This is a genomic window from Peristeroidobacter soli, from assembly GCF_004138485.1.
Classification (GTDB): Bacteria; Pseudomonadota; Gammaproteobacteria; order Steroidobacterales; family Steroidobacteraceae; genus Steroidobacter; species Steroidobacter soli.
This window is the reverse complement of record NZ_RYEV01000003.1, coordinates 1,492,648-1,516,360: the sequence shown is the minus strand read 5'-3', so window position 1 is coordinate 1,516,360 and position 23,713 is coordinate 1,492,648. Positions and strand designations below refer to the sequence as shown.

Annotated in this window: 21 protein-coding genes, 1 tRNA gene and 1 pseudogene; 7 read left to right on the top strand and 16 right to left on the bottom strand. The window is 63.3% G+C overall.

The window, feature by feature from the left end; genetic code table 11:
- Positions 1 to 110 precede the first annotated feature (110 nt).
- The 11 genes from EKO19_RS15315 to EKO19_RS15265 form a co-directional block, all read right to left on the bottom strand.
- The gene (locus EKO19_RS15315; protein ID WP_129777239.1) at positions 111 to 1,409 is read right to left on the bottom strand and encodes an adenylosuccinate synthase; all 1,299 of its coding nucleotides are present in this window, start codon (positions 1,407 to 1,409) and stop codon (positions 111 to 113) included.
- A gap of 26 nt (positions 1,410 to 1,435) precedes the next feature.
- Positions 1,436 to 1,627, bottom strand: a complete 192-nt coding sequence (locus tag EKO19_RS15310; protein WP_129777238.1) for a DUF2065 domain-containing protein — start codon at positions 1,625 to 1,627, stop codon at positions 1,436 to 1,438.
- A 7-nt stretch (positions 1,628 to 1,634) separates the two neighbouring features.
- A complete protein-coding gene (hflC, locus tag EKO19_RS15305) occupies positions 1,635 to 2,507 on the bottom strand; it encodes a protease modulator HflC (protein ID WP_129777237.1) in 873 nt (290 codons plus the stop codon).
- Entirely contained in the window at positions 2,507 to 3,667 is a 1,161-nt protein-coding gene (hflK, locus tag EKO19_RS15300) for an FtsH protease activity modulator HflK (RefSeq protein ID WP_129777236.1), read from the bottom strand. Before hflK ends, hflC begins: the two co-directional genes overlap by 1 nt.
- Before the next feature lie 122 nt (positions 3,668 to 3,789).
- A complete protein-coding gene (hflX, locus tag EKO19_RS15295) occupies positions 3,790 to 5,070 on the bottom strand; it encodes a ribosome rescue GTPase HflX (protein WP_129777235.1) in 1,281 nt (426 codons plus the stop codon).
- 21 nt (positions 5,071 to 5,091) lie between these two features.
- Positions 5,092 to 5,349 (bottom strand): RNA chaperone Hfq, encoded by a 258-nt coding sequence (hfq, locus tag EKO19_RS15290; RefSeq protein ID WP_129777234.1) that lies wholly within the window; start codon positions 5,347 to 5,349, stop codon positions 5,092 to 5,094.
- A gap of 207 nt (positions 5,350 to 5,556) precedes the next feature.
- The gene (miaA, locus tag EKO19_RS15285; RefSeq protein ID WP_129777233.1) at positions 5,557 to 6,507 is read right to left on the bottom strand and encodes a tRNA (adenosine(37)-N6)-dimethylallyltransferase MiaA; all 951 of its coding nucleotides are present in this window, start codon (positions 6,505 to 6,507) and stop codon (positions 5,557 to 5,559) included.
- Positions 6,504 to 8,342: a DNA mismatch repair endonuclease MutL gene (gene mutL, locus EKO19_RS15280; protein ID WP_129777232.1), complete on the bottom strand. Its 1,839-nt coding sequence runs from the start codon at positions 8,340 to 8,342 to the stop codon at positions 6,504 to 6,506. The genes miaA and mutL overlap by 4 nt, the downstream gene beginning before the upstream one ends.
- A gap of 106 nt (positions 8,343 to 8,448) precedes the next feature.
- Complete coding sequence (locus tag EKO19_RS15275; RefSeq protein ID WP_129777231.1) at positions 8,449 to 9,714, bottom strand: N-acetylmuramoyl-L-alanine amidase; 1,266 nt, start codon at positions 9,712 to 9,714, stop codon at positions 8,449 to 8,451.
- A 44-nt stretch (positions 9,715 to 9,758) separates the two neighbouring features.
- Positions 9,759 to 10,229 (bottom strand): tRNA (adenosine(37)-N6)-threonylcarbamoyltransferase complex ATPase subunit type 1 TsaE, encoded by a 471-nt coding sequence (tsaE, locus tag EKO19_RS15270; RefSeq protein ID WP_129777429.1) that lies wholly within the window; start codon positions 10,227 to 10,229, stop codon positions 9,759 to 9,761.
- Positions 10,230 to 10,249: 20 nt separating this feature from the next.
- Positions 10,250 to 11,740: an NAD(P)H-hydrate dehydratase gene (locus EKO19_RS15265; RefSeq protein WP_129777230.1), complete on the bottom strand. Its 1,491-nt coding sequence runs from the start codon at positions 11,738 to 11,740 to the stop codon at positions 10,250 to 10,252.
- A 66-nt stretch (positions 11,741 to 11,806) separates the two neighbouring features.
- On the opposite strand from EKO19_RS15265, the gene queG reads away from it, so the two are divergent.
- Entirely contained in the window at positions 11,807 to 12,871 is a 1,065-nt protein-coding gene (queG, locus tag EKO19_RS15260) for a tRNA epoxyqueuosine(34) reductase QueG (protein ID WP_129777229.1), read from the top strand.
- A 44-nt stretch (positions 12,872 to 12,915) separates the two neighbouring features.
- On the opposite strand, the gene panC is transcribed toward queG, so the two are convergent.
- The 5 genes from panC to pcnB all read right to left on the bottom strand — a co-directional run bounded on the left by panC (position 12,916) and on the right by pcnB (position 17,439).
- On the bottom strand, positions 12,916 to 13,779 hold the full coding sequence (panC, locus tag EKO19_RS15255; protein ID WP_129777228.1) for a pantoate--beta-alanine ligase: 864 nt from the start codon (positions 13,777 to 13,779) through the stop codon (positions 12,916 to 12,918).
- A gap of 165 nt (positions 13,780 to 13,944) precedes the next feature.
- Positions 13,945 to 14,772 (bottom strand): 3-methyl-2-oxobutanoate hydroxymethyltransferase, encoded by an 828-nt coding sequence (gene panB, locus EKO19_RS15250; protein ID WP_129777227.1) that lies wholly within the window; start codon positions 14,770 to 14,772, stop codon positions 13,945 to 13,947.
- A gap of 95 nt (positions 14,773 to 14,867) precedes the next feature.
- Positions 14,868 to 15,533 (bottom strand): deoxynucleoside kinase, encoded by a 666-nt coding sequence (locus EKO19_RS15245; RefSeq protein WP_129777226.1) that lies wholly within the window; start codon positions 15,531 to 15,533, stop codon positions 14,868 to 14,870.
- A gap of 17 nt (positions 15,534 to 15,550) precedes the next feature.
- A complete protein-coding gene (gene folK / locus EKO19_RS15240; protein ID WP_129777225.1) occupies positions 15,551 to 16,045 on the bottom strand; it encodes a 2-amino-4-hydroxy-6-hydroxymethyldihydropteridine diphosphokinase in 495 nt (164 codons plus the stop codon).
- Positions 16,046 to 16,071: 26 nt separating this feature from the next.
- On the bottom strand, positions 16,072 to 17,439 hold the full coding sequence (gene pcnB / locus EKO19_RS15235) for a polynucleotide adenylyltransferase PcnB (protein ID WP_129777224.1): 1,368 nt from the start codon (positions 17,437 to 17,439) through the stop codon (positions 16,072 to 16,074).
- 101 nt (positions 17,440 to 17,540) lie between these two features.
- Between pcnB and EKO19_RS15230 the strand changes: the two genes are divergently transcribed.
- The 6 genes and pseudogenes from EKO19_RS15230 to EKO19_RS15205 all read left to right on the top strand — a co-directional run bounded on the left by EKO19_RS15230 (position 17,541) and on the right by EKO19_RS15205 (position 23,628).
- Positions 17,541 to 17,616: transfer RNA gene (locus tag EKO19_RS15230), tRNA-Glu, on the top strand.
- Positions 17,617 to 17,737: 121 nt separating this feature from the next.
- Entirely contained in the window at positions 17,738 to 18,571 is an 834-nt protein-coding gene (locus tag EKO19_RS15225; RefSeq protein ID WP_129777223.1) for a hypothetical protein, read from the top strand.
- Between the two features lie 546 nt (positions 18,572 to 19,117).
- A pseudogene (locus EKO19_RS15220) lies at positions 19,118 to 19,783 on the top strand (ABC transporter ATP-binding protein); the annotation flags it as partial.
- Positions 19,784 to 19,854: 71 nt separating this feature from the next.
- Positions 19,855 to 20,589, top strand: a complete 735-nt coding sequence (locus EKO19_RS15215) for an ABC transporter permease subunit (RefSeq protein ID WP_129777221.1) — start codon at positions 19,855 to 19,857, stop codon at positions 20,587 to 20,589.
- Position 20,590: 1 nt separating this feature from the next.
- A complete protein-coding gene (locus EKO19_RS15210; protein ID WP_129777220.1) occupies positions 20,591 to 22,483 on the top strand; it encodes a GldG family protein in 1,893 nt (630 codons plus the stop codon).
- A 17-nt stretch (positions 22,484 to 22,500) separates the two neighbouring features.
- Positions 22,501 to 23,628: a DUF4340 domain-containing protein gene (locus tag EKO19_RS15205; protein WP_129777219.1), complete on the top strand. Its 1,128-nt coding sequence runs from the start codon at positions 22,501 to 22,503 to the stop codon at positions 23,626 to 23,628.
- The last annotated feature ends 85 nt before the right edge of the window (positions 23,629 to 23,713 follow it).

Sequence of the window (23,713 nt, the reverse complement as noted above, 5' to 3'; positions counted from 1 at the left end):
GCGGAAACAATTCATCGAAACAGCGTGAGTTCCAAATCGGGCGCGCACGAGAAAACGCGCGCGTAAATCGGTTACGCGCGCGAGTTTTTGCTTACAGAGCCAGAGCGAAATCAGTCGAAGGGATGCTTCAACACGATGGTCTCGAGCCGGTCCGGGCCGGTCGAGATGATGGCGATGGGCGCGCCGGCCAGCACTTCGAGACGACGCAGGTAAGACTGCGCGTTCTTCGGCAGCTCCTCGAACGTCTTCACACCGGCGGTGCTTTCCTTCCAACCCGGGTGTTCTTCGTAGATCGGCGCGCAGATCGACAGCGCTTCGGCACCGACCGGCAACAGATCGCGACGCTCGCCCTTCACCTTGTAACCGGTCGCGACGCGAACGGTGTCGAGTCCGTCGAGCACGTCGAGCTTGGTGATGCACAGACCGGAGATGCCGTTGATCTCCACCGCGCGACGCAGGCTCGCGGCATCGAACCAGCCGCAACGACGCGGACGACCCGTGACGGAGCCGTACTCGTTACCCTTCACTCGCAGGTGTTCGCCGACTTCATCTTCGATCTCGGTCGGGAACGGACCGCTGCCGACGCGCGTGGCGTAGGCTTTCGCGACGCCGAGCACGTAGTGCAGCTGCTGCGGGCCGACGCCTACACCGGCGCACGCCTGGCCGGCGATGCAGTTGCTCGAAGTCACAAACGGATACGTGCCGTGGTCGATGTCGAGCAACGCCGCCTGGGCGCCTTCGAACAACAATCGCTTGCCGCTGCGGATCATCGCATTCACTTCGCCGGAAACATCCGCGACCATGGGCCGCAACTGCTCGCCCAACGCCAGTGCCTCATCCAGCGTCTGCTGGAAGTCGATGACCGGCTGCTTGAAGTAATTGCGCAACACGAAATTGTGATAATCGAGCACCTCGCCGAGCCTGGCGGCGAAACGCTCGCGCGCGAACAGGTCCTGCACGCGGATCGCGCGACGCGCGACCTTGTCCTCGTACGCCGGACCGATGCCACGACCGGTCGTACCGATCTTGGCCGCGCCGGCCGCTTCCTCACGCGCCTTATCGAGCGCGATGTGATGCGGCAGGATCAGCGGACAGGCTTCGGAAATGCGCAGGCGCTTCGGCACGTCGATGCCGGCGGTCTGCAGCTCGGCGATTTCATCCAGCAGCGCCTTCGGCGACAACACCACGCCGTTACCGATGAAACAGGTGACGCCGTCGTGGAGGATGCCGGAGGGAATCAAACGCAGGATGGTCTTGCGGCCGTTGATCACCAGCGTATGGCCGGCGTTGTGGCCGCCCTGGAAGCGCACCACGCCCCCGACGCGATTGGTCAACAGATCGACGATCTTGCCCTTGCCCTCATCGCCCCACTGGGCCCCGATGACGACAACATTGCGATGGCTACTCATTACAGGCTCGGAGATAAGAAAGAATTCTAGGAGCGCACGAGGTACAGCAGCACCAGGCCGGCGATCATGCTCGTGAGGCCGAACAGACGCAGCTGCTGATCGTGCAGGCCGGACAGCGCCTGCATCAGGCGCTTCACGGACTGCGGGCGGAGAAACGGCATCACGCCCTCCAGCACCAGATACAGCGCCAGCGCCGCGAACAGGTCCGACCAGTTCACGGCCGCGTCAGCGCTTGTTGGCGCGATTCAGATACTTGAAGAAGTCGCTGTCGGGCGAAATCACCAGCACGTCGTTGTCGGTGCCGATGGCCTCGCGGTACGCCTGCAAGCTGCGATGGAACGAATAGAACTCGGCATTGCGATTGTAGGCCTTCGCATAGATGTCCGCCGACTTCGCGTCGCCTTCGCCCTTGATGATTTCCGACTCGCGGTAGGCCTCGGCGAGGATCTCGGTACGCTGACGGTCGGCTTCGGACCGCAGCTTCTCGGCGTTTTCCTCACCCTCGGCGCGCAGCCGCTTGGCCTGGCGATCGAAGTCCTGACGCATGCGGCTGAACACCGATTCGCTGACTTCTTCGGGCAGGTCGATCTTCTTCACGCGCACGTCCACCAGCTGCAGACCGAGCCCCTTGGTCGCGTCTTCCGCCAGCTTCAGGATCTCACCGGTGAACTCGGCGCGCTCGGCGGCCACCACCTGTTGAATGGTGCGACGGGCGATCACGCCCTTGATGCCGTCCTTCACGATACTGCCCAGGCGGCCCGCGGCGATTTCGCGATCGCCACCGGATGTTGCCTGGTAGTAAGTGGACACATCGGAGATGCGCCACTTGATGTAGAAGTCGATGCGCAGGATCTTGCCTTCGCTGGTCAGGAACTGCTCCGAAGGGTAGCCCTTGGTGTCGATGCGACGATCGAACTTGCGGATGTTGTTGACCATCGGGACCATGAAATGCAGGCCCGGCCCGTAGTCGGAGCGCACGATCTCGCCGAAGCGAAACTTCATGGCCAGCTCGGTCTCACGCACGGTGAACGTCGACATGGCGAGCACGAAGGCCACCACTGCCGCCAGGATCAGAACCAGAAAACCGCGGCCGGCCATTAGCGGGTACCTCGGGTACGACGATCGCCGGAGACGCTGGTCGCGTCGCTGCCATCGGAACTCTCGACAGTCATGCTGGGCTCGCCCGTGGAAACGCGCGGCGTGCGACGGTTCTGCTCGAGCAGTTTATCGATGGGCAGATACACCAGATTGCCTGCACCGCCCTGAGTATCGAGCACGACCTTCTTGCTGGAGGCAAGCACGCGCTCGACCGTTTCCAGATACAAACGTTCGCGCGTCACTGCCGGCGCACGCTCGTACTCGGAGAGCAACGCCAGGAAGCGGTCGGCTTCACCCTCGGCCTTGGAGACTTTCTGAGCGCGATACGCCTGCGCTTCCTGGACCGCGCGAACGGCGGAGCCGCGGGCACGTGGGATCAAGTCGTTCGAATAGGCCTGCGCGGCCAGCGACAGACGATCGCGGTCTTCGCGCGCCTTGATCGCATCCTGCTGAGCCGGCGCCACTTCGTTCGGCACCTTCACGTCCTGCAGGTTCACGGCGGTGACTTCCAGACCGACCTTGTAGGCATCGAGCGTGCGCTGGATCAGCTCCTTGGTGCGCGCCACGATTTCCTGACGACCGCTCTCGAGCACGCCATCCAGCTTGCTCCGGCCGATGATTTCGCGAATCGCGCTTTCGCTGACTTCCCGCAGCGTCTGCTCGGGCTCGTTGACGTTGAAGGCGTAGTCCAGCGGGCTGGCGCGGCGGAACTGCACTTCCATGTTGATATCGACCATGTTCTCGTCCGAGGTCAGCATGCGGGTCTGCTCGCTGAAGCTCTCGATGGTCTGGATGTTGACGATCTGCTTGGTCTCGATCGGCCACGGCAGATGCCAGCGCAGGCCGGGCATGGTGGTGGCGACATGCTTGCCGAACCGCAGGATCACCCCGCGCTCGGCGGCGTCGACCGTGTACAGGCCGCTGAACGCCCAGATGAGCGCCAGCACCAGCACGATGGTGCCGATGCCGAAGCCGCGGCCCGGTCCTGAGCCGCCCACGGTGCGATTGCCGCCGCCGCTGCCGCCAAACAGGCCGGCCAGCCGCCGCTGCAGATTGCGCAGGACCTCGTCCAGATCGGGCGGTCCCTGCTCGGGCTTGTTGCCGCCCCCCCAGGGGTTGCGCTTGCCACCGGAGTTACCGCCGGGTTCGTTCCACGCCATGTTGGATGACTTTATGTCTTGAGAGCTAAGAAGTTTTGAGAGGTTTGGGGATCAGCTGGCGATTAGGCTTGCCGGACCCGAAACGGTCGATTTTAGGAATGGCTTCGGGAGGTTACAAGCTTTTAACCTTCCGTCAGGGCCTCGGGCAATCCTTCGGATCGGCACAAGTGCTCGAAGGCGCGCCGGGGCATGGACACTTCCAGGTCCACCGCGCCGCTCGGCAGCGCCTGCTCGGCCAGTACCGCCCCGGCCGCGAAGAACCGCGCCCGCGCGCGCCCTTCCTCGGGTTTCAGGACAATATGACGATGGACCAGCTCGGGTCCAAGGAATTCACCGATGGCGTCGATCAGCAGCCCAGTGCCCTCGCCGGTTTGAGCCGACAGCCAGACCCGGCGGGCCCCGCCGTTCTCGCCCCGCTCCACGTGCGCGGCCTCGCCGATCAGATCGGCCTTATTGAAGACCTCGATCTGCGGCAGCTCGCCTGCACCGACTTCGCTCAGCACTTGATTGACCTGGGCGACGCGCTCGCTGCGATTCGGATCCGCGGCGTCGATGACATGCAGCAGGAGCGTCGACTCGCGCGCTTCCTGCAAGGTCGAGCGGAACGCGGCCACCAGCTCGTGTGGCAGATCGCGAACGAACCCGACCGTATCGGCCAGCAATGCGAAACGCGCATCCGGCAGTTCCAGACGACGCACCGTGGGATCGAGCGTCGCGAACAACTGATCGGCCGCGTAAGCGCCGGCGCCGGTCAGCCTGTTAAATAGCGTGGACTTGCCCGCGTTGGTGTAACCCACCAGGGCGACGGTGGGGATTTCGGCCCGCTTGCGCTCACGCCGCGTGGTCGCCCGCTGCGTCAGAACCTTGTCCAGTCGGGAGTTCAGCGTGCGGATGCGCGCCGCCAGCAGGCGACGGTCGGTTTCCAGCTGGGTTTCACCAGGACCGCGCAGGCCGATACCGCCCTTTTGACGCTCCAGGTGGGTCCAGCCTCGCACCAGCCGGGTGGCCAGATGCTTGAGCTGCGCCAGCTCGACTTGCAGTTGGCCTTCGAAGCTGCGGGCGCGCTGGGCGAAGATGTCTAGAATCAATCCAGTGCGATCGAGCACCCGACACTGGAACAGCTTTTCCAGGTTGCGTTCCTGGCTGGGCGACAGGGCGTGGTCGAACACCACCAGATCCGCGCCGAGCTCCTTGACCCGGGCGTGAATCTCTTCGGCTTTACCGCTGCCGATGTATAACCGGGGATCCGGCACCTTGCGAGTGCCGGTGATCACAGCAAGGACTTCGGCGCCGGCCGAACGGGCCAGCGCCTCGAACTCACTCAGCTCATCTTTACCGGGAGGACCTCCCAGCCCGATGCGGACCAGGAGCGCGCGTTCGCCGCTGCGAGGACGTTCAAACAACAACGAACTCCACGGTCATTCTCACTCGCTGGTCGCTACCGGCTCCGCGCCTTCTTCTTCGCTCGTCGGCAAGCGGATGGCCCGCGCCGGAACGACTGTGGAAATCGCGTGCTTGTAGACCATCTGGCTGACACTGTTTTTCAGCAAGACGACGAATTGATCGAACGAATCGATCTGACCTTGTAGTTTGATACCGTTCACCAGGTAAATGGAGACCGGGACGCGCTCCTTGCGCAATGTATTCAGGAACGGATCCTGTAATGATTGCCCTCTGGCCATCATTTATCTCCTTGTTATGCCTTCGAATTCTTTGGTTGAGCTTTGCCGACTAATGCCGCTTCCCTGCAGCTGAGCGACAGCCTTACGGGCACCATCCGGTAACCGCTGCGATGCCGCAGTTTAGCACAGCGATGTTCCCGTCGAAGCTGCCTTTGATTCAATACGCAGCTGCATCAGTGTCATGAGTGAACCGCTGCGCCCATCACACTATATGCCTCGAACAAACGTAGCGACGGCATTCTCTATCGGTCCGGCCGCGGTGGAATCAAGGGCATCACACCATTGCACATCGTCTTCGGCTCGTAACCAGATCAATTGTCGTCGCGCCAGGTGCCGGGTTGCGAAAATCGCGCGCTGCACCGAAGCAGTTAAAGACTCGTTACCCCGCAAATGTTCCCACAGTTGCCGATAACCGACGGAACGTATCGCGGGTAACTCGGCATGCAGGTCGCCGCGCTGTTGCAGCCCTCGCACTTCGTCCAGCAACCCCGCTCGCATCATCTGTTCGAAACGCCGCTCGATCGCCTGGTAGAGCCGCTCGCGATCGCCCGGTGCCCAGGCAAACGCCGAGAATCTCATCGTGGGATCGGCCGGCCGGGTCTGTGCGTGCAGCTCGCTCATCGTTTTACCGCTCAAGCGGTGTACTTCGAGCGCCCGCTGTATTCGTTGTCCATCGTTCGGTTGGATTCGCTGCGCGGTCAACGGATCGATCGACCCGAGTTGCCTGTGTAACGCCGGCCAGCCCGAGCGCGCGGCCTCAGCGTCAATTTCCTGTCGCACGTTCGGATCGGCTTGCGGCATCTGCGCGAGGCCGCGACGAAGCGCACGAAAGTACAACATCGTGCCGCCAACCAGCACCGGCAGCTTGCCGCGTTTACGAATGTCTCCAATTGCAGTCAACGCATCGCGCACGAACTGCCCCGCGGAGTACGGTTGCGACGGATCGAGGATATCGACCAGGTGATGCGGGAAACGTTCCAATTCCTCGCGCGAGGGTTTCCCCGTACCGATGTCCATGCCGCGATAGACCAGCGCCGAATCGACGCTGACGATCTCGATGGGGTAGCGGGCGGCCAGACGCAACGCGAGATCCGTCTTGCCCGCGCCGGTCGGCCCCATGATGAGCGGAATCGGCACCGCTGACGGCTCCTCGCTCATCGGCCTCGAAGAAACATTCGATCCAGATCGCCCATGCTGACGTACGTCCAGGTCGGCCGGCCGTGATTGCATTGGTCGCTGCGCACGGTGCGTTCCATCTCTCTGAGCAGCGCATTCATTTCGGGCACGGAAAGAATACGATGCGCACGCACGGCGCCGTGACAGGCAATCGTGCCCAACACTTCGTTGATCGCTTCTTCGATGCCTCGCGTCGAACCGTCCGCCGACAAGTCGGCGCTGATCCGCCGTAACAATTCGTCCAGATCTTTTTGCGCGAGGAACGCGGGCACGGCACGGATCTGAACACTGGCCGGGCCGGAACGCTCGACATCGAGGCCGAGTCTGTTCAAAGAGGGTGCATGCTCTTCCAGAACATCCGCCTCCGACGCCGCGACTGAAACGGACAACGGCACCAGCAATGGCTGACTGGCCACGCCGCCGTTCGCCATCGCCGCCTTCATGCGCTCATAGGTCGTGCGCTCGTGAGCCGCATGCATGTCCACTAGGATCAACCCATCGGGCGCTTGCGAGAGAATGTAGATGCCATGCAGCTGTGCCAACGCGAACCCGAGCGGCGGCGTTTCGGGCGGCTGCGACTCGACCGCTGGCATCTGCATGTCGCCGGTCGTCGCTGGTACCGCACTGGTTCTTTCGAACGCAGGCGGCGACGGATAGGCCGCCGACGGCTGGCGGAAATACGCCGGCATTGGCGGCTCGGACACGCGCAGCCCCAGCGACGACTGATTCGGCCCACGCATCGGCCACATCGACGTGGACTCGCTCGCCGGCATCAGGTGATCGGCGTCCGTCGGCGGCGGCGCGGCGCTGGCCGCGCCCGCATACGTCTCGCGCAACACCCGCTCGACGGTCTTGAACAGGAAGTTATGAATATGACGACCGTCGCGGAAGCGCACTTCCAGCTTCGCCGGATGCGCATTGACGTCGACCTGTCGTGGATCGATCTCCATGAACAGCACGAACGCCGGATGCCGGCCATGGAACATCACATCCCGGTAGCCGAGCTTGATGGCGCTGCTGATCAAACGATCGCGCAACATGCGACCGTTCAAATAGAAATGCTGTAAATCGGGCTGCGCCCGCGCGTAGGTCGGCTGACACAGCCAGCCCGTGAGCTTGCAACCCGAGGACTCGTGCTCGACATACATGGCGTTCGCCATGAACTCGTCGCCGACGATCTGCGCGACCCGCTTCTCGCGCTCGAGTTGCGATCGCGCCGCCGGGAAATCGCCCAGCGAACGACGCGACGCCGACAGCGAGAACGCGGTCTCGAACTTCGACAGCGCGAGTCGCTCGACCATGCGTGCGATGTGCTGCGTCTCGGTGCGTTCGGCACGCAGAAATTTCTTGCGCGCCGGAACGTTGAAGAACAGGTCGCGCACTTCGACCGTGGTGCCGATCGAATGCGGCGCCGGCTCCAGCTCGCTCAGGATGCCGTTATCGGAACTGACGCTGTACCCCACCGAGTGGTTCGCGGTGCGCGAAGAGATTTTCGTGCGCGAGACCGACGCGATACTGGGCAACGCCTCGCCCCGAAACCCGAGCGTACCGACCTTTTCCAGATCGTCGATGTTGGCGATCTTGCTGGTGGCATGACGCGACAACGCCAGTGCCAGCTCGTCACGTTCGATGCCGCTGCCATCGTCACGCACGCGACACAACTTCGCGCCACCCTCCTCGATCTCGATGTCGACGCGTTTGGCGCCGGCGTCGAGACTGTTCTCGATCAACTCCTTGAGGACCGAGGCGGGCCGTTCGATCACCTCGCCGGCGGCGATCTGGTGGATGAGCTGGTCGGGAAGAACTCGAATCGGCATCAGGGAAGGGCTTGCGCTGGTGGAAAGCACACCATTATTGCGCGAAAGCCGTCCGCTTCAATAACCGGGGGTTGCGGACGTTGTCCGCCAGGCTGAGCGACGTGCCTTAGTGCGCTGTGCTGCCAGCACTTTCGCCGTCGGCCGTGCTCGCTATCACCGTCGCGCCCGACTGCTTCGCGCGCAATTCCGCAACGACGGTGCCCGGCGGCGGATTGGCATAGAAGTACGCCCGCACGCCCTGATGGATGGCCTCGGCCAGCCGCTGCTGATGCTTGGGATCGAGCAGGCGCGACTCTTCGGTTGGATTGGAGATGAAGGCGGTCTCCACCAGCATCGAGGGAATGTCCGGCGACTTCAGCACCAGGAAGCCGGCGTGCTTGACGCCGCGATTGGTGATGTTGCCGATCTTGTACAGCTCCTGCATGACCAGCTCGGCCGCATCGACGCTGGCGCTCATGCTGGCGCCCTGCGACAGATCGAGCAGCACCGACGCCAGCACGCTGTCCTTGTCATCCAGCTTCACGCCGCCGATCAGGTCGGCCGCGTTTTCGCGATCGGCCAGCCAGCGAGCCGACTCGTCGCTCGCGCCACGGGCCGACAACACGTACACCGAGGAGCCGGCCACCGCCCGGTTCGTATACGAATCCGCGTGCACGGACACGAACATGTCCGCCTGCTGCCGACGGGCACGAGCAATGCGCTCGCGATGCTCGACGAACATGTCGTTGTCGCGGGTCAGAATCGCACGCATGCCCGGCTCGCGATCGATGCGTTCCTTCAAGCGCCTCGCGATCGCCAGCGTCACATGCTTCTCATAAGTGCCGCGCTTGCCGATCGAGCCCGGATCGACGCCACCGTGACCGGCATCGATGGCGACGACGATGTCGCGACCGTGCGCATCGGCCGCGGCCTTCACGACCGAAGGCTGCGCCGGCGGCGCTGCTGCAACCGTGCCTTTCGATGGCGCGAGATCGAGCACCAGCCGATGACCATAGGACTGCTGAGGGCCGACGGTGAAAGTCTTGGGCTGCGCCGGTCCGGTGAGATCGACCACCACACGCAGATCGCCATTGGGCTGGGCCGCCGCGCGCAGCTGCTTCACGAAGCCCTGGCCATCCGGCATCGAGCGTCCGTTTTCGAGCGTCGCCGAGGGGATATCGACAACCACCCGATCGGGATTTTCGAGCTTCAGCACGGTGTGATCGACCGGCGCGCTCAAATCGAACACCAGCCGCGTGCCATCCGGACCGGCCCACAGGCGCACATCCTTGACGGTCACGGGCTTGGCGGCGAGCGCGCCAAAGGCGGCCACGAACAGACCGACACAGCCTGCCAGCAGGAAAAAAAACGGAGTGGGCCGCGAGCCTCGCATAGGGCCGGTAATCTACCGCGCCAATACGCAAGTTTTCAACGAAATTATGAGGATAGCTGACGCAATTCCGGTATCGCTGCAACGATATGCCGCACGACGTTAGCGCCGTTCAGGGAATGCGGGGTCAGTCTGACGCGCCGACCCTCGGTTCCCACGGCGGGATAGGCGATCTCGACCCCCAGATCGGGGGTGGGAATCGCCCCCGCCCCTCGCGACGGCCACTCGATGAGCAGCAGGGCCGAACCGGTCAGCAGGTCGCGAATCCCCAGCGGTTCGACCTCCCCGGGATCGGTCAGCCGGTACAGGTCCAGGTGATAGACCGGGCGACCCACGGTCTCGTAAGGCTCGATCAAGGTATAGGTCGGACTGCGGACCGGGCCGGTCACGCCATAGGAGCGGAGGATGCCGCCAACCAAGGTGGTCTTGCCGGCGCCGAGCTCGCCTTCGAGCGCGATGATGAAGGTGCCCTCGGTCGCGTCGACCGCCGCCCCGACCGCTCGACCCAACCCCTGCATCTGCTCGGCGGTGCCGACGCTCAGAATCTCTGTGCCGGGTTCACGCACGTGGGCAGATATCCAAATAGATCGGTAGCCAGAAGACCGCGTTCACCGCGACGCGCAGCCATGTCACCCGCCATCGCATGAACCAACACACCGGCGCGAGCTGCCCCTGGCAGATCGGCGGTCTGCGCGGCGATGCCGGTGATGACGCCGGTGAGCACGTCGCCCATGCCGGGGGAGGCCATGCCCGGATTGCCCTGGTCGCAGATGTACGGCAGCGAATCGCCTGTGACGACGAGCGTGCCGGCGCCTTTCAACACGACCGTGCCACCAAACTTTTTGGCAATCTCGCGCGCGGATTGCAGACGATTGCTCTGGACCTCGGCGGTGCTGATGCCGAGCAGCCGCCCTGCTTCACCGGGATGCGGCGTGAGAATCCATTTCGAATTGGAACACGGCTCGTGCGCCAGCAGATTGAGCGCGTCCGCATCGATGATGGTCGGCTTGTCACTTGCCAACGCCGCGTCGAGCAACGATCGACTCCAATCGCTCTGACCGAGCCCCGGCCCGATCGCAAGAACGTCGGCGCGCTCGATCATCGCCGTCAGATCGCTCGCGCTTTCGACGCCACGGCACATCAGCTCGGGACGACTCGCCGTGATGGATGCGACATTTTCAGGGCAGGTGGCGACCGTGACGAGCCCCGCCCCTGCTCGCAGCGCCGCCTCGCCCGCCATGCGCGCGGCACCGGCCATTCCAAGCCCGCCGCCGATGACCAGCACACTTCCCTGCTGACCTTTGTGAGCGGTGCGCCGGCGTCGCGGTAACAGATGCGCGACGAAGTCTTCATCGATCCGCAGCGCCGACGGCGGCACGAACTCGCTCGCACCGGCCGGCAGATCCAGATCGTCGAACAACACGATGCCCGTATGATTCGGCCCCTCGCCCAGATAGAAGCCGAGCTTGAGGCCGATGAATGACAATGTCCGCTCGGCGGCGATGGCCGCGCCCCACACCTTGCCGGTGTCGGCATCGAGCCCGCTGGGAATGTCGAGCGACAGGATGGGCACGCCGCGATCGTTGATGGCATTGATCCGCTCGATCATGGTTGCATCGAGGTCGCGTGACAGGCCGGTGCCGAAGATCGCATCGACGATGACCTCCGCCGGGTCGAGACAGCCCTCGCTCCAGGACTGAACGGCACCGCCGGCCGCCACGAAATCATCATGAGCGCGCCTGGCGTCGCCACTGAGCCTGGTCGTGTCGCTGAGTGACACTGCCGTGACATCGATGCGCATGGACTGCGCCAGGCGCGCGAGCACGTAGCCGTCGCCACCGTTGTTGCCCGGCCCGCAGACCACCGCGATCCGCTGCTTGGATGGCCAGCAACTCCGGAGCGCCACCGCCGCCGCTTCACCCGCCTGGGTCATCAGCGTGTAGGACGGAATATGCAAATCGTCGATCGCGTGGCGGTCGAGGGCTCGCACTTGTGCGGCGGTATGCACGGCCAATGGCAGCGGCTTCATGGGTCAAAGGTTAACAAAATCGCACTGTGGTACTGCTGAAATTAGTCTTCTGCCAAAATCGCCCCCATGTCCGCCATCGCCCCGAATGACTACACCGAGCTCGCCAGCTCGATCCGGCGATGGAGTCGCGAGCTGGGGTTCCAGCAAGTCGGCATCACGGGCATCGATGTGCCCGAGGATGAAGCACGCCTGATGGCGTGGCTGGAGCGGGGCCGGCATGGGGCCATGGAATATATGGAGCGCCACGGCCGCCGGCGCGCCCGACCGCATGAACTGGTACCCGGCACGCTGCGGGTGATCTCGGTGCGCATGGATTATTTACCTACGCAGGCCCGGGAGCCAGAGCAGATTCTGGAGGATCCCGAGCTCGGCTATGTGTCGCGCTACGCGCTGGGTCGCGACTATCACAAGGTGCTGCGACGTCGGCTCGCCAGGCTGGCGGAGACGATTCAGGCACACAGCGCGTCGCAGTCCCATCGCGTGTTCGTCGACAGCGGCCCGGTGCTCGAAAAAGCATTCGCTCGCAACGCCGGCCTCGGCTGGATCGGCAAGCACACCAATCTCATCAATCGACGCGCCGGCTCGTACTTCTTCCTGGGCGAGATCCTCACCGATCTGCCGCTGCCGGTGGATACGCCCGAGACCGAACATTGCGGCACGTGTCGCGCCTGCATCGACGTGTGCCCGACGCAGGCCATCGTCGCGCCTTTCCAGCTGGACGCGACCCGCTGCATCTCGTATCTCACTATCGAGCTGCGCACTTCGATTCCCGAGGAGTTTCGCAAGGCTCTGGGCAATCGCATCTATGGTTGCGATGACTGCCAGCTCGTCTGTCCCTGGAACAAATTTGCGCGCTTCACCAGCGAAGTGGACTTCGTGCCGCGACATGCGCTCGACGGCGCCAAGCTGGTCGAGCTGTTCGCGTGGACGGAACAGCAGTTTCTGGATCGCACCGAGGGCAGCGCGATCCGGCGCATCGGTTACGAGTGCTGGATAAGAAACATCGCCGTGGCGCTGGGGAATGCGCCGACCAGCCCGGAAGTCATCGACGCGCTCGAGTCTCGTCGGGCAGATCCCTCCGAGTTAGTACGCGAGCACGTCGCGTGGGCGCTGGCCCAGCACGCCGCATAATCCTCAAGTCACGGCGCCGGCCGTGACGGCCAGCAACCCTGATGTTACTTTCGCTTGGCGCGAACGTTGTCGATCAAACGCGCCCGACCGATACGCGCCGCGGTGACGATCACCAGATCGTTCGATTCGCCATTCGGCATCTGCAACGTATTGGCGTCGCGAATCGAGAAGTAGTCCGGCCGGAAGCCGGCCTTCTGCAGCGATTCGGTGCCGACCTGCTCCAGCCCGGAGTAGTCGGTCGAGCCCGACTCGAGCGCTACGCGTGCCCGCTCGAGCGCGGCGAAAATCTGCGGCGCGACCGCGCGCTGCTCCGGGAGCAGATAACGATTGCGCGAGCTCATCGCGAGACCGTCTTTTTCACGCGCCGTCGGCACACCGACGATCTCGATCGGCATGCACAGGTCGATGGTCGCGCGACGGATGATCATCAGCTGCTGGAAATCTTTCTCGCCGAACAGCGCCACGTCGGGCTGCACCAGGTTCAGCAACTTGGTGACGACGGTCGCGACGCCCATGAAATGGCCAGGACGAAACGCGCCGCAGAGAATGTCTTCGAGACCCGGCACGTGCACGCGCGCCGTCGTTTCCTGACCGCGCGGATAGATGTCGTGAACTTCGGGAGCAAACAACACTTCGACGTTCAACGACTCGAGCAGCTGACGATCTTCGCCGGGGGTGCGCGGATACGCCGCGAAATCTTCGTTCGGCCCGAACTGCAACGGATTGACGAAGATGCTGACGATGATGTGATCGGCCAGCTCGGAGGCGCGACTGACCAGGCTGCCGTGCCCCGCATGCAGATTGCCCATCGTCGGCACGAAAGCAATGCGCTCGCCCTTGCGACGCCACTGCGACACGCGCTCACGCAACTCGTGGGGACGCGCCACCACTTGTAATAACTTAGCCATTCACCAGCTTTCCATTCCGCGCGAGGGTGATAAACCAACTTCTGTATCGAGACCCACCCCGGGACCATGGATGTACCCCGCCGCTTGCGGCGGCGAGAGGCAAAAGTCGCGCCTTTTGCCTACCCGCACGAGGGTCGTGGCAGGATGCCCGATCCCGAGTTTCATTTAGAAACAGTGCTCGGGACCCGGATATTCCTTCGACTTCACGGCCTGCGTATAGGCTTTGATCGCTTCCAGCGCGCTGTCGCGACCGGCGAGGAAATTCTTGGAAAACTTCGGTTTGCGACCCGACGTGATATCGAGCACGTCGTACAGCACCAGGATCTGACCGTCCGTATCGGGACCGGCGCCGATGCCGATGACCGGCACGTGCAATTGTTCGGTGATGTGCTTGCCCAGTGCCGCGGGGATGCATTCGAGCAGCACGATATCGGCACCCGCGGCTTCGAGCGCCTGAGCATCACGAAGCATTCGCTCCGCCGCCTCGTTCTCGCGACCCTGCACGCGGAAGCCACCGACCTTATGAACCGACTGCGGCTTCAACCCGAGGTGCGCGCAGACCGCGATGTCGTGGCTCGCTAAGAATTCGACGATCTCGACCTGACCCGCGCCGCCTTCGAGCTTCACCATCTTGGCGCCGCCCTCCTGCATCAGACGCACGGCGTTATCGAGCGCCTGCTCCTTGGATGCGTAGGTCATGAACGGCATGTCCGCGATGAGGAACGGGCGATACAGCCCTTTGGCCACGGCGCGGCAGTGATACACGATGTCGGCCAAAGTCACGGGCACCGTGGTGTCGTGGCCCTGAATGACCATGCCGAGGGAGTCGCCGACCAGCACCACGTCGGTACCGGCGTCATCCACCAGGGTCGCGAAACTGGCGTCATAAGCGGTGATCGCGGCGATTTTCTCGCCCTCCGCCTTCATCTTGACGAGAGTGCCGACATTGACCGGCGGGCGCGGCGCGTAACGCTCTTGGAGGTGCTTGTACATGGCGGTGAGCTACGGCGGGGCGGGAAGAATGCCCAGGGCCGCCCCGACAGTCAAACTGGGGCGGATGACAGCCTTATCAAGATGATACGGGACGCTTAAACCGCACTCTTGAGGGGGTTGTAGTAATGCCGCCCACGCCGGGTGCGGATGACCTGCTCCAGCAGTTGGCCGTAGTCATGGTCGTTGTTGACGAAATCCGCCTGCGCGGCATTCACGATCAACAATGGCGAGGCGTCGTAGGCGTGGAAGAACCGCGCGTAGGTTTCCTGGAGCCGCTCCAGGTAATTCTTCTCGATGTTCTGCTCGTAGCGGATGCCGCGCCGTTCGATCCGCTCGCGCAGAATGTCGACCGGCGCCTGCAGATAGATCACCAGATCGGGCACCGGCGCATCCACGGCGAGCCGGGCATAGACCTGGTCGTACAGCGCGAACTCCTCTTCATCCAATGTCAGCTGCGCGAACAGCTTGTCCTTGTCGAGCAGGTAGTCGGCGACGCGCACGGTGTCGAACAAGTCGTGCTGGCGGATGTCTTCGAGCTGCCGCGTGCGCTGGAACAGAAAGAACAACTGGGTCTGCAGCGCCGCCGAGCGCGGATTCTTATAAAAGCGTTCCAGGAACGGATTCTCGTCGGCCTGCTCCAGGATCAGCTCGCTGCCGAAACTGCGCGCGAGCCGCCGGGCAAGACTGGTCTTGCCGACGCCGATCGGTCCTTCGACCACGATCAGGCGATGCGGCGCTGGAATGAGAGTCTTCTCGGTCATGTCCACCGCTGAGTTGTTCAAGGGACGCCGGCAAGAAGCGCCAAGCCGGCGCCGCCGACGCGTGCCGCGAGCTGACTCACGCGGCCATGGCCGGGCACGAGCAACTCGGGGGCGAGATCGCGCAAAGGATACAGGACGAAGTTGCGCTGAGGCAGACCACGATGCGGCAGCGTGAGATCGTCTTCCGAAATCCGGGCGTCGGCATGGACCAGCAGGTCGAGATCGATAACCCGCGGCCCCCAGCGCACGATCGGCGCCGCGCGCCCCAGCTCGCGCTCCAGTCTTTTCAATTCGACCAGCAACTCCCGCGGAGAGAGGGCGGTGAGCAGCCCGGCCGCGGCATTGATGAATTCAGGCTGGTCTTGCGGACCGAGCGGCTGCGTTTTGTAAAGGCGCGAACGCGCGATCAGGCGACTCCGCGGCAGCTGAGCCAGCGCAGTGAACGCGCGTTCGATCTGAACGAGCGGCTGTTCCAGATTACTGCCGAGCGCCACATACGCGGGAAACCACAATGCAGACGCTGTGGAGTCGGCGGCACTCAAGCAGATGGCGGTCGCGGACGACGCCGTCGGCGCCGACGCCTCTGGCCACCCTCGGAGGGCTGGCCCTCGCCGCTCGGCTCGACCATGGTGGTGCGCTCTTCGGTGGACTTGTTTTGAATGTCCGTCCACCACTGCGCCACTTCTTGCTCGACTTCGCCGGCAGCCGCCCGCAACAGCATAAAGTCGTACGCCGCGCGGAACCGCGGATGATCGAGCAGGCGCAACGCCCGACGACCCTCACGATGCGCGAACCGCGGCTGCAAGCCGACGATCTCCCGCAAAGGCAATGTGAACCGCTTGGGCACAGCGACGCGAGCCTGCTGACGCGCGGTGACTTGATCGCACGCGGCGAGCAGCGCCTGAATCTCCGCGCCCTGCTCCGCCTGCAATTTCTCGAACGCGCGACGAATCGCCGGCCACATCAACACCGCGAACAAGAACGTCGGCGTGACCGACTTGTCGGCGCGCACGCGCTCATCGGTGCCTTCCAACCCCAGCCGTAGAACGCGCGCGGCCACGCTATTCGAATCGGCGTTCATCGACACCGCGAGATCCGGGAACAGATGCTCGAGCAGGCCCAGATCCCAGAGCAGCTCGAACGAGCGGATCGCGTAGCCCGCGAGGAACATCTTGTTCACTTCGTCGAACAGCCGCGCCGGCGGCACGCCGTCGAGCATCCACGCGAGTTTCGGAATCGGCGTCGCCGTGTCTATATGAATGCCGAAGTCGAGCTTGGCCGCGAACCGAACCGCACGCAGCATGCGCACGGGATCTTCGCGGTACCGGGTCTCGGGATCGCCGATCAACCGCAGAACGCGCGCCTGCGCATCCTCGTAACCACCGACGTAATCCCAGACCGAGAAGTCGTTGATGTTGTAGTAGAGCGCGTTGGCCGTGAAATCACGCCGCCACACATCCTCTTCGATCGTGCCGTAGAGGTTGTCGCGCAGAATTCGACCGCGGTCATCGAGCACGCGATGGCCGGCCTCATCGACGCTGTTGTCTTCGTCAATGGGCGTATGCGCGGCCCGGAAGGTCGCGACCTCGATGATCTCGTAGCCGAAGCGCACGTGCGCGAGATGAAAGCGACGACCGATCAGACGGCAGTTGCGGAACAGCTGCTTCACCTGATCCGGGTGCGCGTTGGTCGCGACGTCGAAGTCCTTCGGATGCAGCCCGAGCAGCAGGTCGCGCACGGCGCCGCCGACGAGGAACGCCTGGTAGCCGGCCTCTTTCAGCCGGTACAGGACCTTCAACGCATTCGAGGAGATGTTGGCACGCGAGATCGGATGCTGGTCACGAGCCACCACATGCGGGGCGGCCGCCTCATCGAGGATCTCGGCGGGAGAGTTGTTATCGTTCAATAGTAGCGGACCGTCCGTCGGAGCTTTAAAAACTTGAGCCGCAAAAAACGGCCCGTATAATACCGCGTCTGCTCGGCACGTCAGTGCCAGCCTCTCAATACGCTCCCATCGTCTAGAGGCCTAGGACGGGGCCCTCTCAAGGCCTAAACCGGGGTTCGAATCCCCGTGGGAGCGCCACCTCCGCCGCGGTCGTGGGCCTTTTTGCCACACAGCGCACAGAAACGCGCAGTAACGGCGGCCTTTCGAGCCGTTCCCGCAGGCTCCATGTGCATAATGTGCCCACTCAACCGGAGTGGTCATGACGCCAGCGGATCGCCGCATCACGGAGCTGATCGACAAGTGGCTCACCAGCATCGACCTGCATTTGCAGTATGTCGAGCTGAGTGACGCCGCTTATGCGCGCGTTCAGCCCTGGCAGAAACATGACCGCCCGACCCGCTGGGTGCTCGAAGTTGCGCGCCAGAAAGTACTGGAACTGAAGCAGCACTGCGAGACGCGCCAGGCCATGGGCGACAGCAAATTCTCCGAGTCGCTGGAGCTGATGGCGTTCCTGGCCAACCTGGTTGGCATTCAGCACATTCAGCGCTTCATCCCCCTGGCCGACCCCGCCAAGGCCGATCAGGCCGCTGGCACCAGCCAGACCGTGGAAGCGCCCACCGTGATTCGCGCCCCCACCCAGCGAAACCGTGCGCCCGCGGAAGAACCGACGCGCGAGATGCCGCAACTCAAGGCGGTGAAGGTCAAACAGGACTTCCCGCTGCTCGACGCCGAGCCCACCGGCGGGCTGACTGCGTCGGATTTGCTGGTACCCGCTGCGGTTCCCGCCCGCTCGATTCCCTCGACCCGCCCCGCACCGAAGATCAATCCGGCGGCCATGCAAGCCGCCAAGTCCGCGGCCAAGCCCGCGCCTGCGCCCCCGCCCGCGCCCGCGCCGGAGGCACCTAAGCCCGCGGCACCATTGGACTTAAAGGGAAAAATCATCGCCGACGCGGTGCGCCTGCTGAAGTGGGGCAAGCCGTGGCATGAGCTGGCGGAGCTGATTGCCCGAATCGCCGAACGCCCCTCGGCCGCGGAGATCCGCAAGGTGCTGCGCACCCACAAGGCCGAGATCGAGAAGGCCGCTCAGGCCTGACGAATCCTCCGGACAAAAAAAGAGGCCGGATACTTTTGACAGTGATCCGGCCAACAGGGGGATTCGATTCCGACTCGCCATTGTCGCTGGCGCAGCCTACAAATTCGTTGCAATCGTCATGCGATCTGAGGTCATCCGCGCCCTGCGCTGGATCATTTATCGCATTTATTTTGCAGTGCCAAAGATACCCCGGTTCGCCTTGCAACGCAAGCTTTGCATTGCAAAAAATTCCACCAACCGCCGCGAGATCCACCCAATCAACCTGCCGATTCGTCCCGCAGGGCAAGTTGGACCGCGGCACGGCGATAAGTTCATTAATGCGTTCATTACGAGATCGTCATCGCCTCTCCTCCAGACCCGACTTGAAAATGCCGGCCCACCCGGAAAAAATCCCCGCCCTCTTTGCGTCGCCATAACCACATTCAGGAACCCGCGGCGCGTAGCGCAGTCTGAAGGGACGATTTTTTTAGCAGGCCGAGTGTCGAGCATGGACCATCCGACCTCTCTGAAGACGACCACTGTGATCATCACAAACAGGGCCCTCGCATGATTGAGATCAGAAACCTGACCAAACGATACGGCGCGCTCACTGCCGTCAACGACATCTCCTTCACTGTCAGCCCGGGACAAGTGCTCGGCTTCCTCGGCCCGAACGGCGCCGGCAAGTCGACCACCATGAAAATGATCACGGGTTTTCTGACACCGACGTCAGGAAGCGTTTCGGTGTGCGGGCATGACGTGGAGAGCAATCCGCTCGCCGCGAAGGCCTGCATGGGCTACCTGCCCGAAGGCGCGCCGAGCTATGGCGAAATGACGGTGCGCGGTTTTCTCGAGTTCATCGCCGATGTGCGGGGCCTGACCGGCGAGCGTCGGCGCGCGCGGCTGGACGACGTGATCGGCCGTCTGCAGCTGAACAGCGTGCTGGAGCAGATGATCGAAACGCTCTCCAAGGGCTTCAAGCGTCGCGTCGGTCTGGCGCAGGCGCTGCTGCACGATCCGCAGGTGCTGATCCTCGACGAGCCCACTGACGGTCTGGATCCCAATCAGAAGCACCACGTGCGCGAGCTCATCAACGACATGGCGAAGGACAAGATCATCGTGATCTCCACGCACATCCTCGAAGAAGTGGATGCGGTGTGTAACCGCGCCATCATCATCGCCGGCGGCAAGCTGCTCGCCGACGCCACGCCCGTCGAACTGGCGAAACGCGCACCGAGCGGCCGGCTCGACGACGTGTTCCGCGAGATCACGACCGGCCAGAAAAGCGCAGCGTGAGGTGAACAATGCATAACATCAAAACCATCTTCCGCCGCGAGTTCGCCAGTTACTTCGCCACCCCGCTGGCGCTGGTGTTCATCGTGTTCTTCCTGGTGCTGGCCGCGGCGTTCGCGTTCCAGTTCGGCAATTTCTTCGAACGCGGCCAGGCGGATCTGGCGCCGTTCTTTTCATTTCATCCCTGGCTGTATCTGTTCCTGATTCCCGCGATCTCGATGCGGCTGTGGGCCGAGGAGCGCAAGTCGGGCAGCATCGAGCTGCTGATGACCTTGCCGGTCACGACCTGGCAGGCCGTCATCGGCAAATATCTCGCGGCCTGGGCCTTCGCCGGCGTCGCCCTGGCGCTGACGTTTCCAATGTGGATCACCGTCAACTATCTCGGCAATCCGGACAACGGCGCGATTCTCGCCGGTTACATCGGCAGCTGGCTGATGGCCGGCGGTTTCCTCGCGATCGGTGCGTGCCTGTCGTCGGCGACGCGCAATCAAGTGATCGCGTTCATCTTCACGGTGGTGCTGTGCTTCGGCTTCCTGTTCTCGGGCTTCCCGATCGTGCTCGACATGGTGTCCGGCTGGGCGCCACGACCGCTGGTGGACGCGCTCGCGTCGCTGTCGTTCTACACCCACTTCCAGGCGATCTCCAAAGGCGTGATCGACCTGCGCGACCTGTTGTACTTCGGGACCGTGATCGGCGTCTGGCTCGCCGCCAACACCATCGTCCTCGACATGAAAAAGGCCGACTGACATGACTACAAAAACACGCAAGACTTATGGGGCCACCGCGCTGGTGGCACTCGCCGTGTTATTCATCGGCGTCACGATTCTGATCACGTTCGTGTTGCGCGGCGCGCGTCTCGATCTGACCGAGAGCAAGCTGTATTCGCTCGCCCCCGGCACCCAGAAGATCGTCAGCACTCTCACCGAGCCGGTGAATCTTTATTTCTTCTTCTCGCAGGAAGGCAGCTCGCAATCGCCGCAGCTGCGCGCGTATGCGCAGCGGGTCCGCGAGCTGCTCGAAGAAATGGCTCAGCGTTCCAAGGGCAAGCTGCATCTCAACGTCATCGATCCGCAGCCGTTCTCGGAAGACGAAGACCGCGCCACCGAGTTCGGTCTGTCGCCGGTGTCGGTGACGCCGGGCGGTGAGCCGGTGTACTTCGGCCTCGCCGGCACCAACTCCACCGACGGTCGCGAGATCATCGGCCTGTTCCAGCCGGACAAGGAAGAATTCCTGGAGTACGACGTCGCCAGCCTCATCTATCGGTTGAGCAACGCCAAGCGCGCCGCCGTCGGCCTGATCTCGAGCCTGCCGGTCGAGCCGCGTTTCGATCAAATGAGCGGTCAGATGGCACCGGGCTGGGCCAGCATCCAGCAACTGCGCGAGACGCTCGATGTGCGCACATTGCAGGCCGACGGCAACGACATTCCGGCCGACATCGGCGTGCTGATGGTCGTGCATCCGAAAGATCTGAGCCCGCAGACGCAGTACGCGATCGACCAGTTCGTCATGCGCGGCGGCAAGCTGATCAGCTTCATGGATCCGCAGTCGGAGAATGACAATGCCGGCGCGCAGATGGGCATGCCACCGATGGGCGGTCGCTCCTCGACGCTCGGCCCGCTGCTCGATGCGTGGGGCGTGAAGTTCGATACGAATGAGATCGTCGGCGATCGCGAGCTCGGTCTGACGGTGTCGTTGCAACAGGGCAAGCCGCCGTCACAGCACATCGCCATTCTCGGTTTGAATCGCGCCAGCATGAATCCGAAGGACGTGACCGTCTCGGCGCTCGATTCGATCAACGTGATGACCGCCGGTGCGCTGTCGAAGAAAGAAGGCGCCACCATCGAGTTTGAACCGCTGATTCAGTCGAGCACCAACGCCGCGCTGCTGCCAGCCGCGAAGTTGATGTTCCTGCCCGACAGCGATGCCTTGCTCGATGGCTTCAAGCCCACCGGCGAGCGTTACACCATCGCCGCCCGCATTCACGGCAAAGTGAAGTCGGCGTTCCCGAACGGCAAGCCGGGTGCTGAAGGCGCCGCTGGCGCGCATCTCACCGAGTCGAAGGAAGATGCCAACATCATTTTGATCGCGGACACCGACATTCTCTCGGACCCGCTGTGGGTTCGCACGCAGAACGTGTTCGGTCAGCGCTTCTCGGTCGCCTGGGCAAACAACGGCGACTTCATCTCCAACTCCGTCGACAACCTCGCCGGCAGCGCCGATCTGATCAGCGTGCGTGGCCGTCAGAGCTTCTTCCGTCCGTTCACCAAGGTCGATGAGCTGCGTCGCCAGGCCGGCGATCAGCTGCGCGCCAAGGAGAAGGAGCTGGATCAGGAGCTGAAAGACACCGAGCAGAAACTGACGGCGCTGGAAGGCGGCCGCGGCGGTCATCAGGCGGGCTTGTCGCTGTCGCCCGAGCAGGAAGCCGAGCTCGAGCGCTTCCAGCACGAGCGCGTGCGCATTCGCAAGGAACTGCGCGAAACCCGTCGCAGCCTCGACATCGAAATCGAGAAGCTGGGCACGCGGCTGAAGGTCATCAACATCGCGTTGGTGCCGCTGCTGCTCGCGCTCGGCGCGATCTTCCTCGAAATCACGCGTCGTCGCCGGCTCCGTGCCGGCCGCGCCGCCGCTCACACCGGTTGATGGACTGAGGTTAGCTCATGACTTCAAAAAAACTTTCCATCCTGGCAGTCGTCGCGTTGCTCGCCGTCGTCGCCGGACTGTGGCTCGGCGGCCGGCAGACCTCGCCGGCATCGAGCGAAGCCGCGACGCTGTATCCCGATCTGAAAAAGGAGCTGGGCTCGATCACGGACCTGCGCATCGTGAAAGCCGGCGGCACGCCGGCGCTCGAAGTGAAGAAAGGCGACAACGGCTGGGTCGTGGTCGACCGTCACAACTATCCGGCCGACGAAGCCAAGCTGCGCAAACTCATCACCAGCCTCACCGAGGCCAAGGTGCTCGAGGAGAAAACCTCCAATCCGGAGAGCTACAAGGCGCTCGGTGTCGAAGACATCAGCAATGCGGCGGCCGGCGGTGTGCAACTCGAGCTCGATGGACCGAAGCAGCCGATCAAGGTGATCGTCGGCAAGCAGGCTCAAGGCGCGCAGTCACAATACGTGCGCCGCGCCGGCGAGCCGAAGAGCTGGCTGGTGAACAAGAGCATCGACACGTCATCGTCGGCCGATCAGTGGCTGCGCAAAGACGTGATCGATGTTTCTGCGGACCGTGTGCAGTCGGCCGAAGTCACCGTCGAGAAGAGCAAGCCCTACTCTGTTTCGAAGAAGACCCGCGCCGATGCGGACTTCGCGGTTGAGGGGCTGCCGAAGGGTAAAGAGCTGAGCTCACCTTCCGCGGCGGATAACTTCGCCACGGCCCTTGCTGGTTTGACGTTGAGCGACGTGAAGGCCGCGAGCGAAGTGACCGATCCGCCCAGTGCGCGGGCGACGATCAGGACGTTCGATGGCCTGGTGACGGAAGTCACCGGCTGGAAGAAGGACGACAAACACTTCGTCGCGCTGAAGACGTCCTACGACGCCGCGCTCGCCGACAAATTCAAAGTCGCGACCGCGGACACCGAGAAGAAGGATGCGCCTGCCGATGCTGCCAAGAAAGAGGGCGAAGGCGCCCCGCCCGCAGCGGACAAACCGGCCGAAGCGAAGCCCGCGGCGCGTAACGTCGAAGAGGAATCGGCGAAAGCGAATGCTCAGCTCAATGGTTGGGTGTACGAGGTCCCGGCGTACAAGTACGACGCGATCTTCAAGCCGCTCGACGAGCTGATCAAGAAGTAACCATCAAACGTCGGCGGCTCCGCGCCGGGGCCGCTGACAGCCCGAAGTTACCGCCGAACGTTGCGGCGAACGGGGGCACTTGCAA

What these genes read in the sequence shown, in the direction of transcription:
- EKO19_RS15275 (WP_129777231.1), bottom strand. Translation starts at nt 9,714, where the DNA reads ATGCGAGGCTCGCGGCCCACTCCGTTTTTTTTCCTGCTGGCAGGCTGT.
- EKO19_RS15205 (WP_129777219.1), top strand. Translation starts at nt 22,501, where the DNA reads ATGACTTCAAAAAAACTTTCCATCCTGGCAGTCGTCGCGTTGCTCGCC.
- tsaE (WP_129777429.1), bottom strand. Translation starts at nt 10,229, where the DNA reads ATGCAGGGGTTGGGTCGAGCGGTCGGGGCGGCGGTCGACGCGACCGAG.
- queG (WP_129777229.1), top strand. Translation starts at nt 11,807, where the DNA reads ATGTCCGCCATCGCCCCGAATGACTACACCGAGCTCGCCAGCTCGATC.
- EKO19_RS15265 (WP_129777230.1), bottom strand. Translation starts at nt 11,740, where the DNA reads ATGAAGCCGCTGCCATTGGCCGTGCATACCGCCGCACAAGTGCGAGCC.
- hflK (WP_129777236.1), bottom strand. Translation starts at nt 3,667, where the DNA reads ATGGCGTGGAACGAACCCGGCGGTAACTCCGGTGGCAAGCGCAACCCC.
- panC (WP_129777228.1), bottom strand. Translation starts at nt 13,779, where the DNA reads ATGGCTAAGTTATTACAAGTGGTGGCGCGTCCCCACGAGTTGCGTGAG.
- hfq (WP_129777234.1), bottom strand. Translation starts at nt 5,349, where the DNA reads ATGGCCAGAGGGCAATCATTACAGGATCCGTTCCTGAATACATTGCGC.
- EKO19_RS15215 (WP_129777221.1), top strand. Translation starts at nt 19,855, where the DNA reads ATGCATAACATCAAAACCATCTTCCGCCGCGAGTTCGCCAGTTACTTC.
- EKO19_RS15225 (WP_129777223.1), top strand. Translation starts at nt 17,738, where the DNA reads ATGACGCCAGCGGATCGCCGCATCACGGAGCTGATCGACAAGTGGCTC.
- hflC (WP_129777237.1), bottom strand. Translation starts at nt 2,507, where the DNA reads ATGGCCGGCCGCGGTTTTCTGGTTCTGATCCTGGCGGCAGTGGTGGCC.
- mutL (WP_129777232.1), bottom strand. Translation starts at nt 8,342, where the DNA reads ATGCCGATTCGAGTTCTTCCCGACCAGCTCATCCACCAGATCGCCGCC.
- EKO19_RS15245 (WP_129777226.1), bottom strand. Translation starts at nt 15,533, where the DNA reads ATGACCGAGAAGACTCTCATTCCAGCGCCGCATCGCCTGATCGTGGTC.
- EKO19_RS15210 (WP_129777220.1), top strand. Translation starts at nt 20,591, where the DNA reads ATGACTACAAAAACACGCAAGACTTATGGGGCCACCGCGCTGGTGGCA.
- miaA (WP_129777233.1), bottom strand. Translation starts at nt 6,507, where the DNA reads ATGAGCGAGGAGCCGTCAGCGGTGCCGATTCCGCTCATCATGGGGCCG.
- panB (WP_129777227.1), bottom strand. Translation starts at nt 14,772, where the DNA reads ATGTACAAGCACCTCCAAGAGCGTTACGCGCCGCGCCCGCCGGTCAAT.
- EKO19_RS15315 (WP_129777239.1), bottom strand. Translation starts at nt 1,409, where the DNA reads ATGAGTAGCCATCGCAATGTTGTCGTCATCGGGGCCCAGTGGGGCGAT.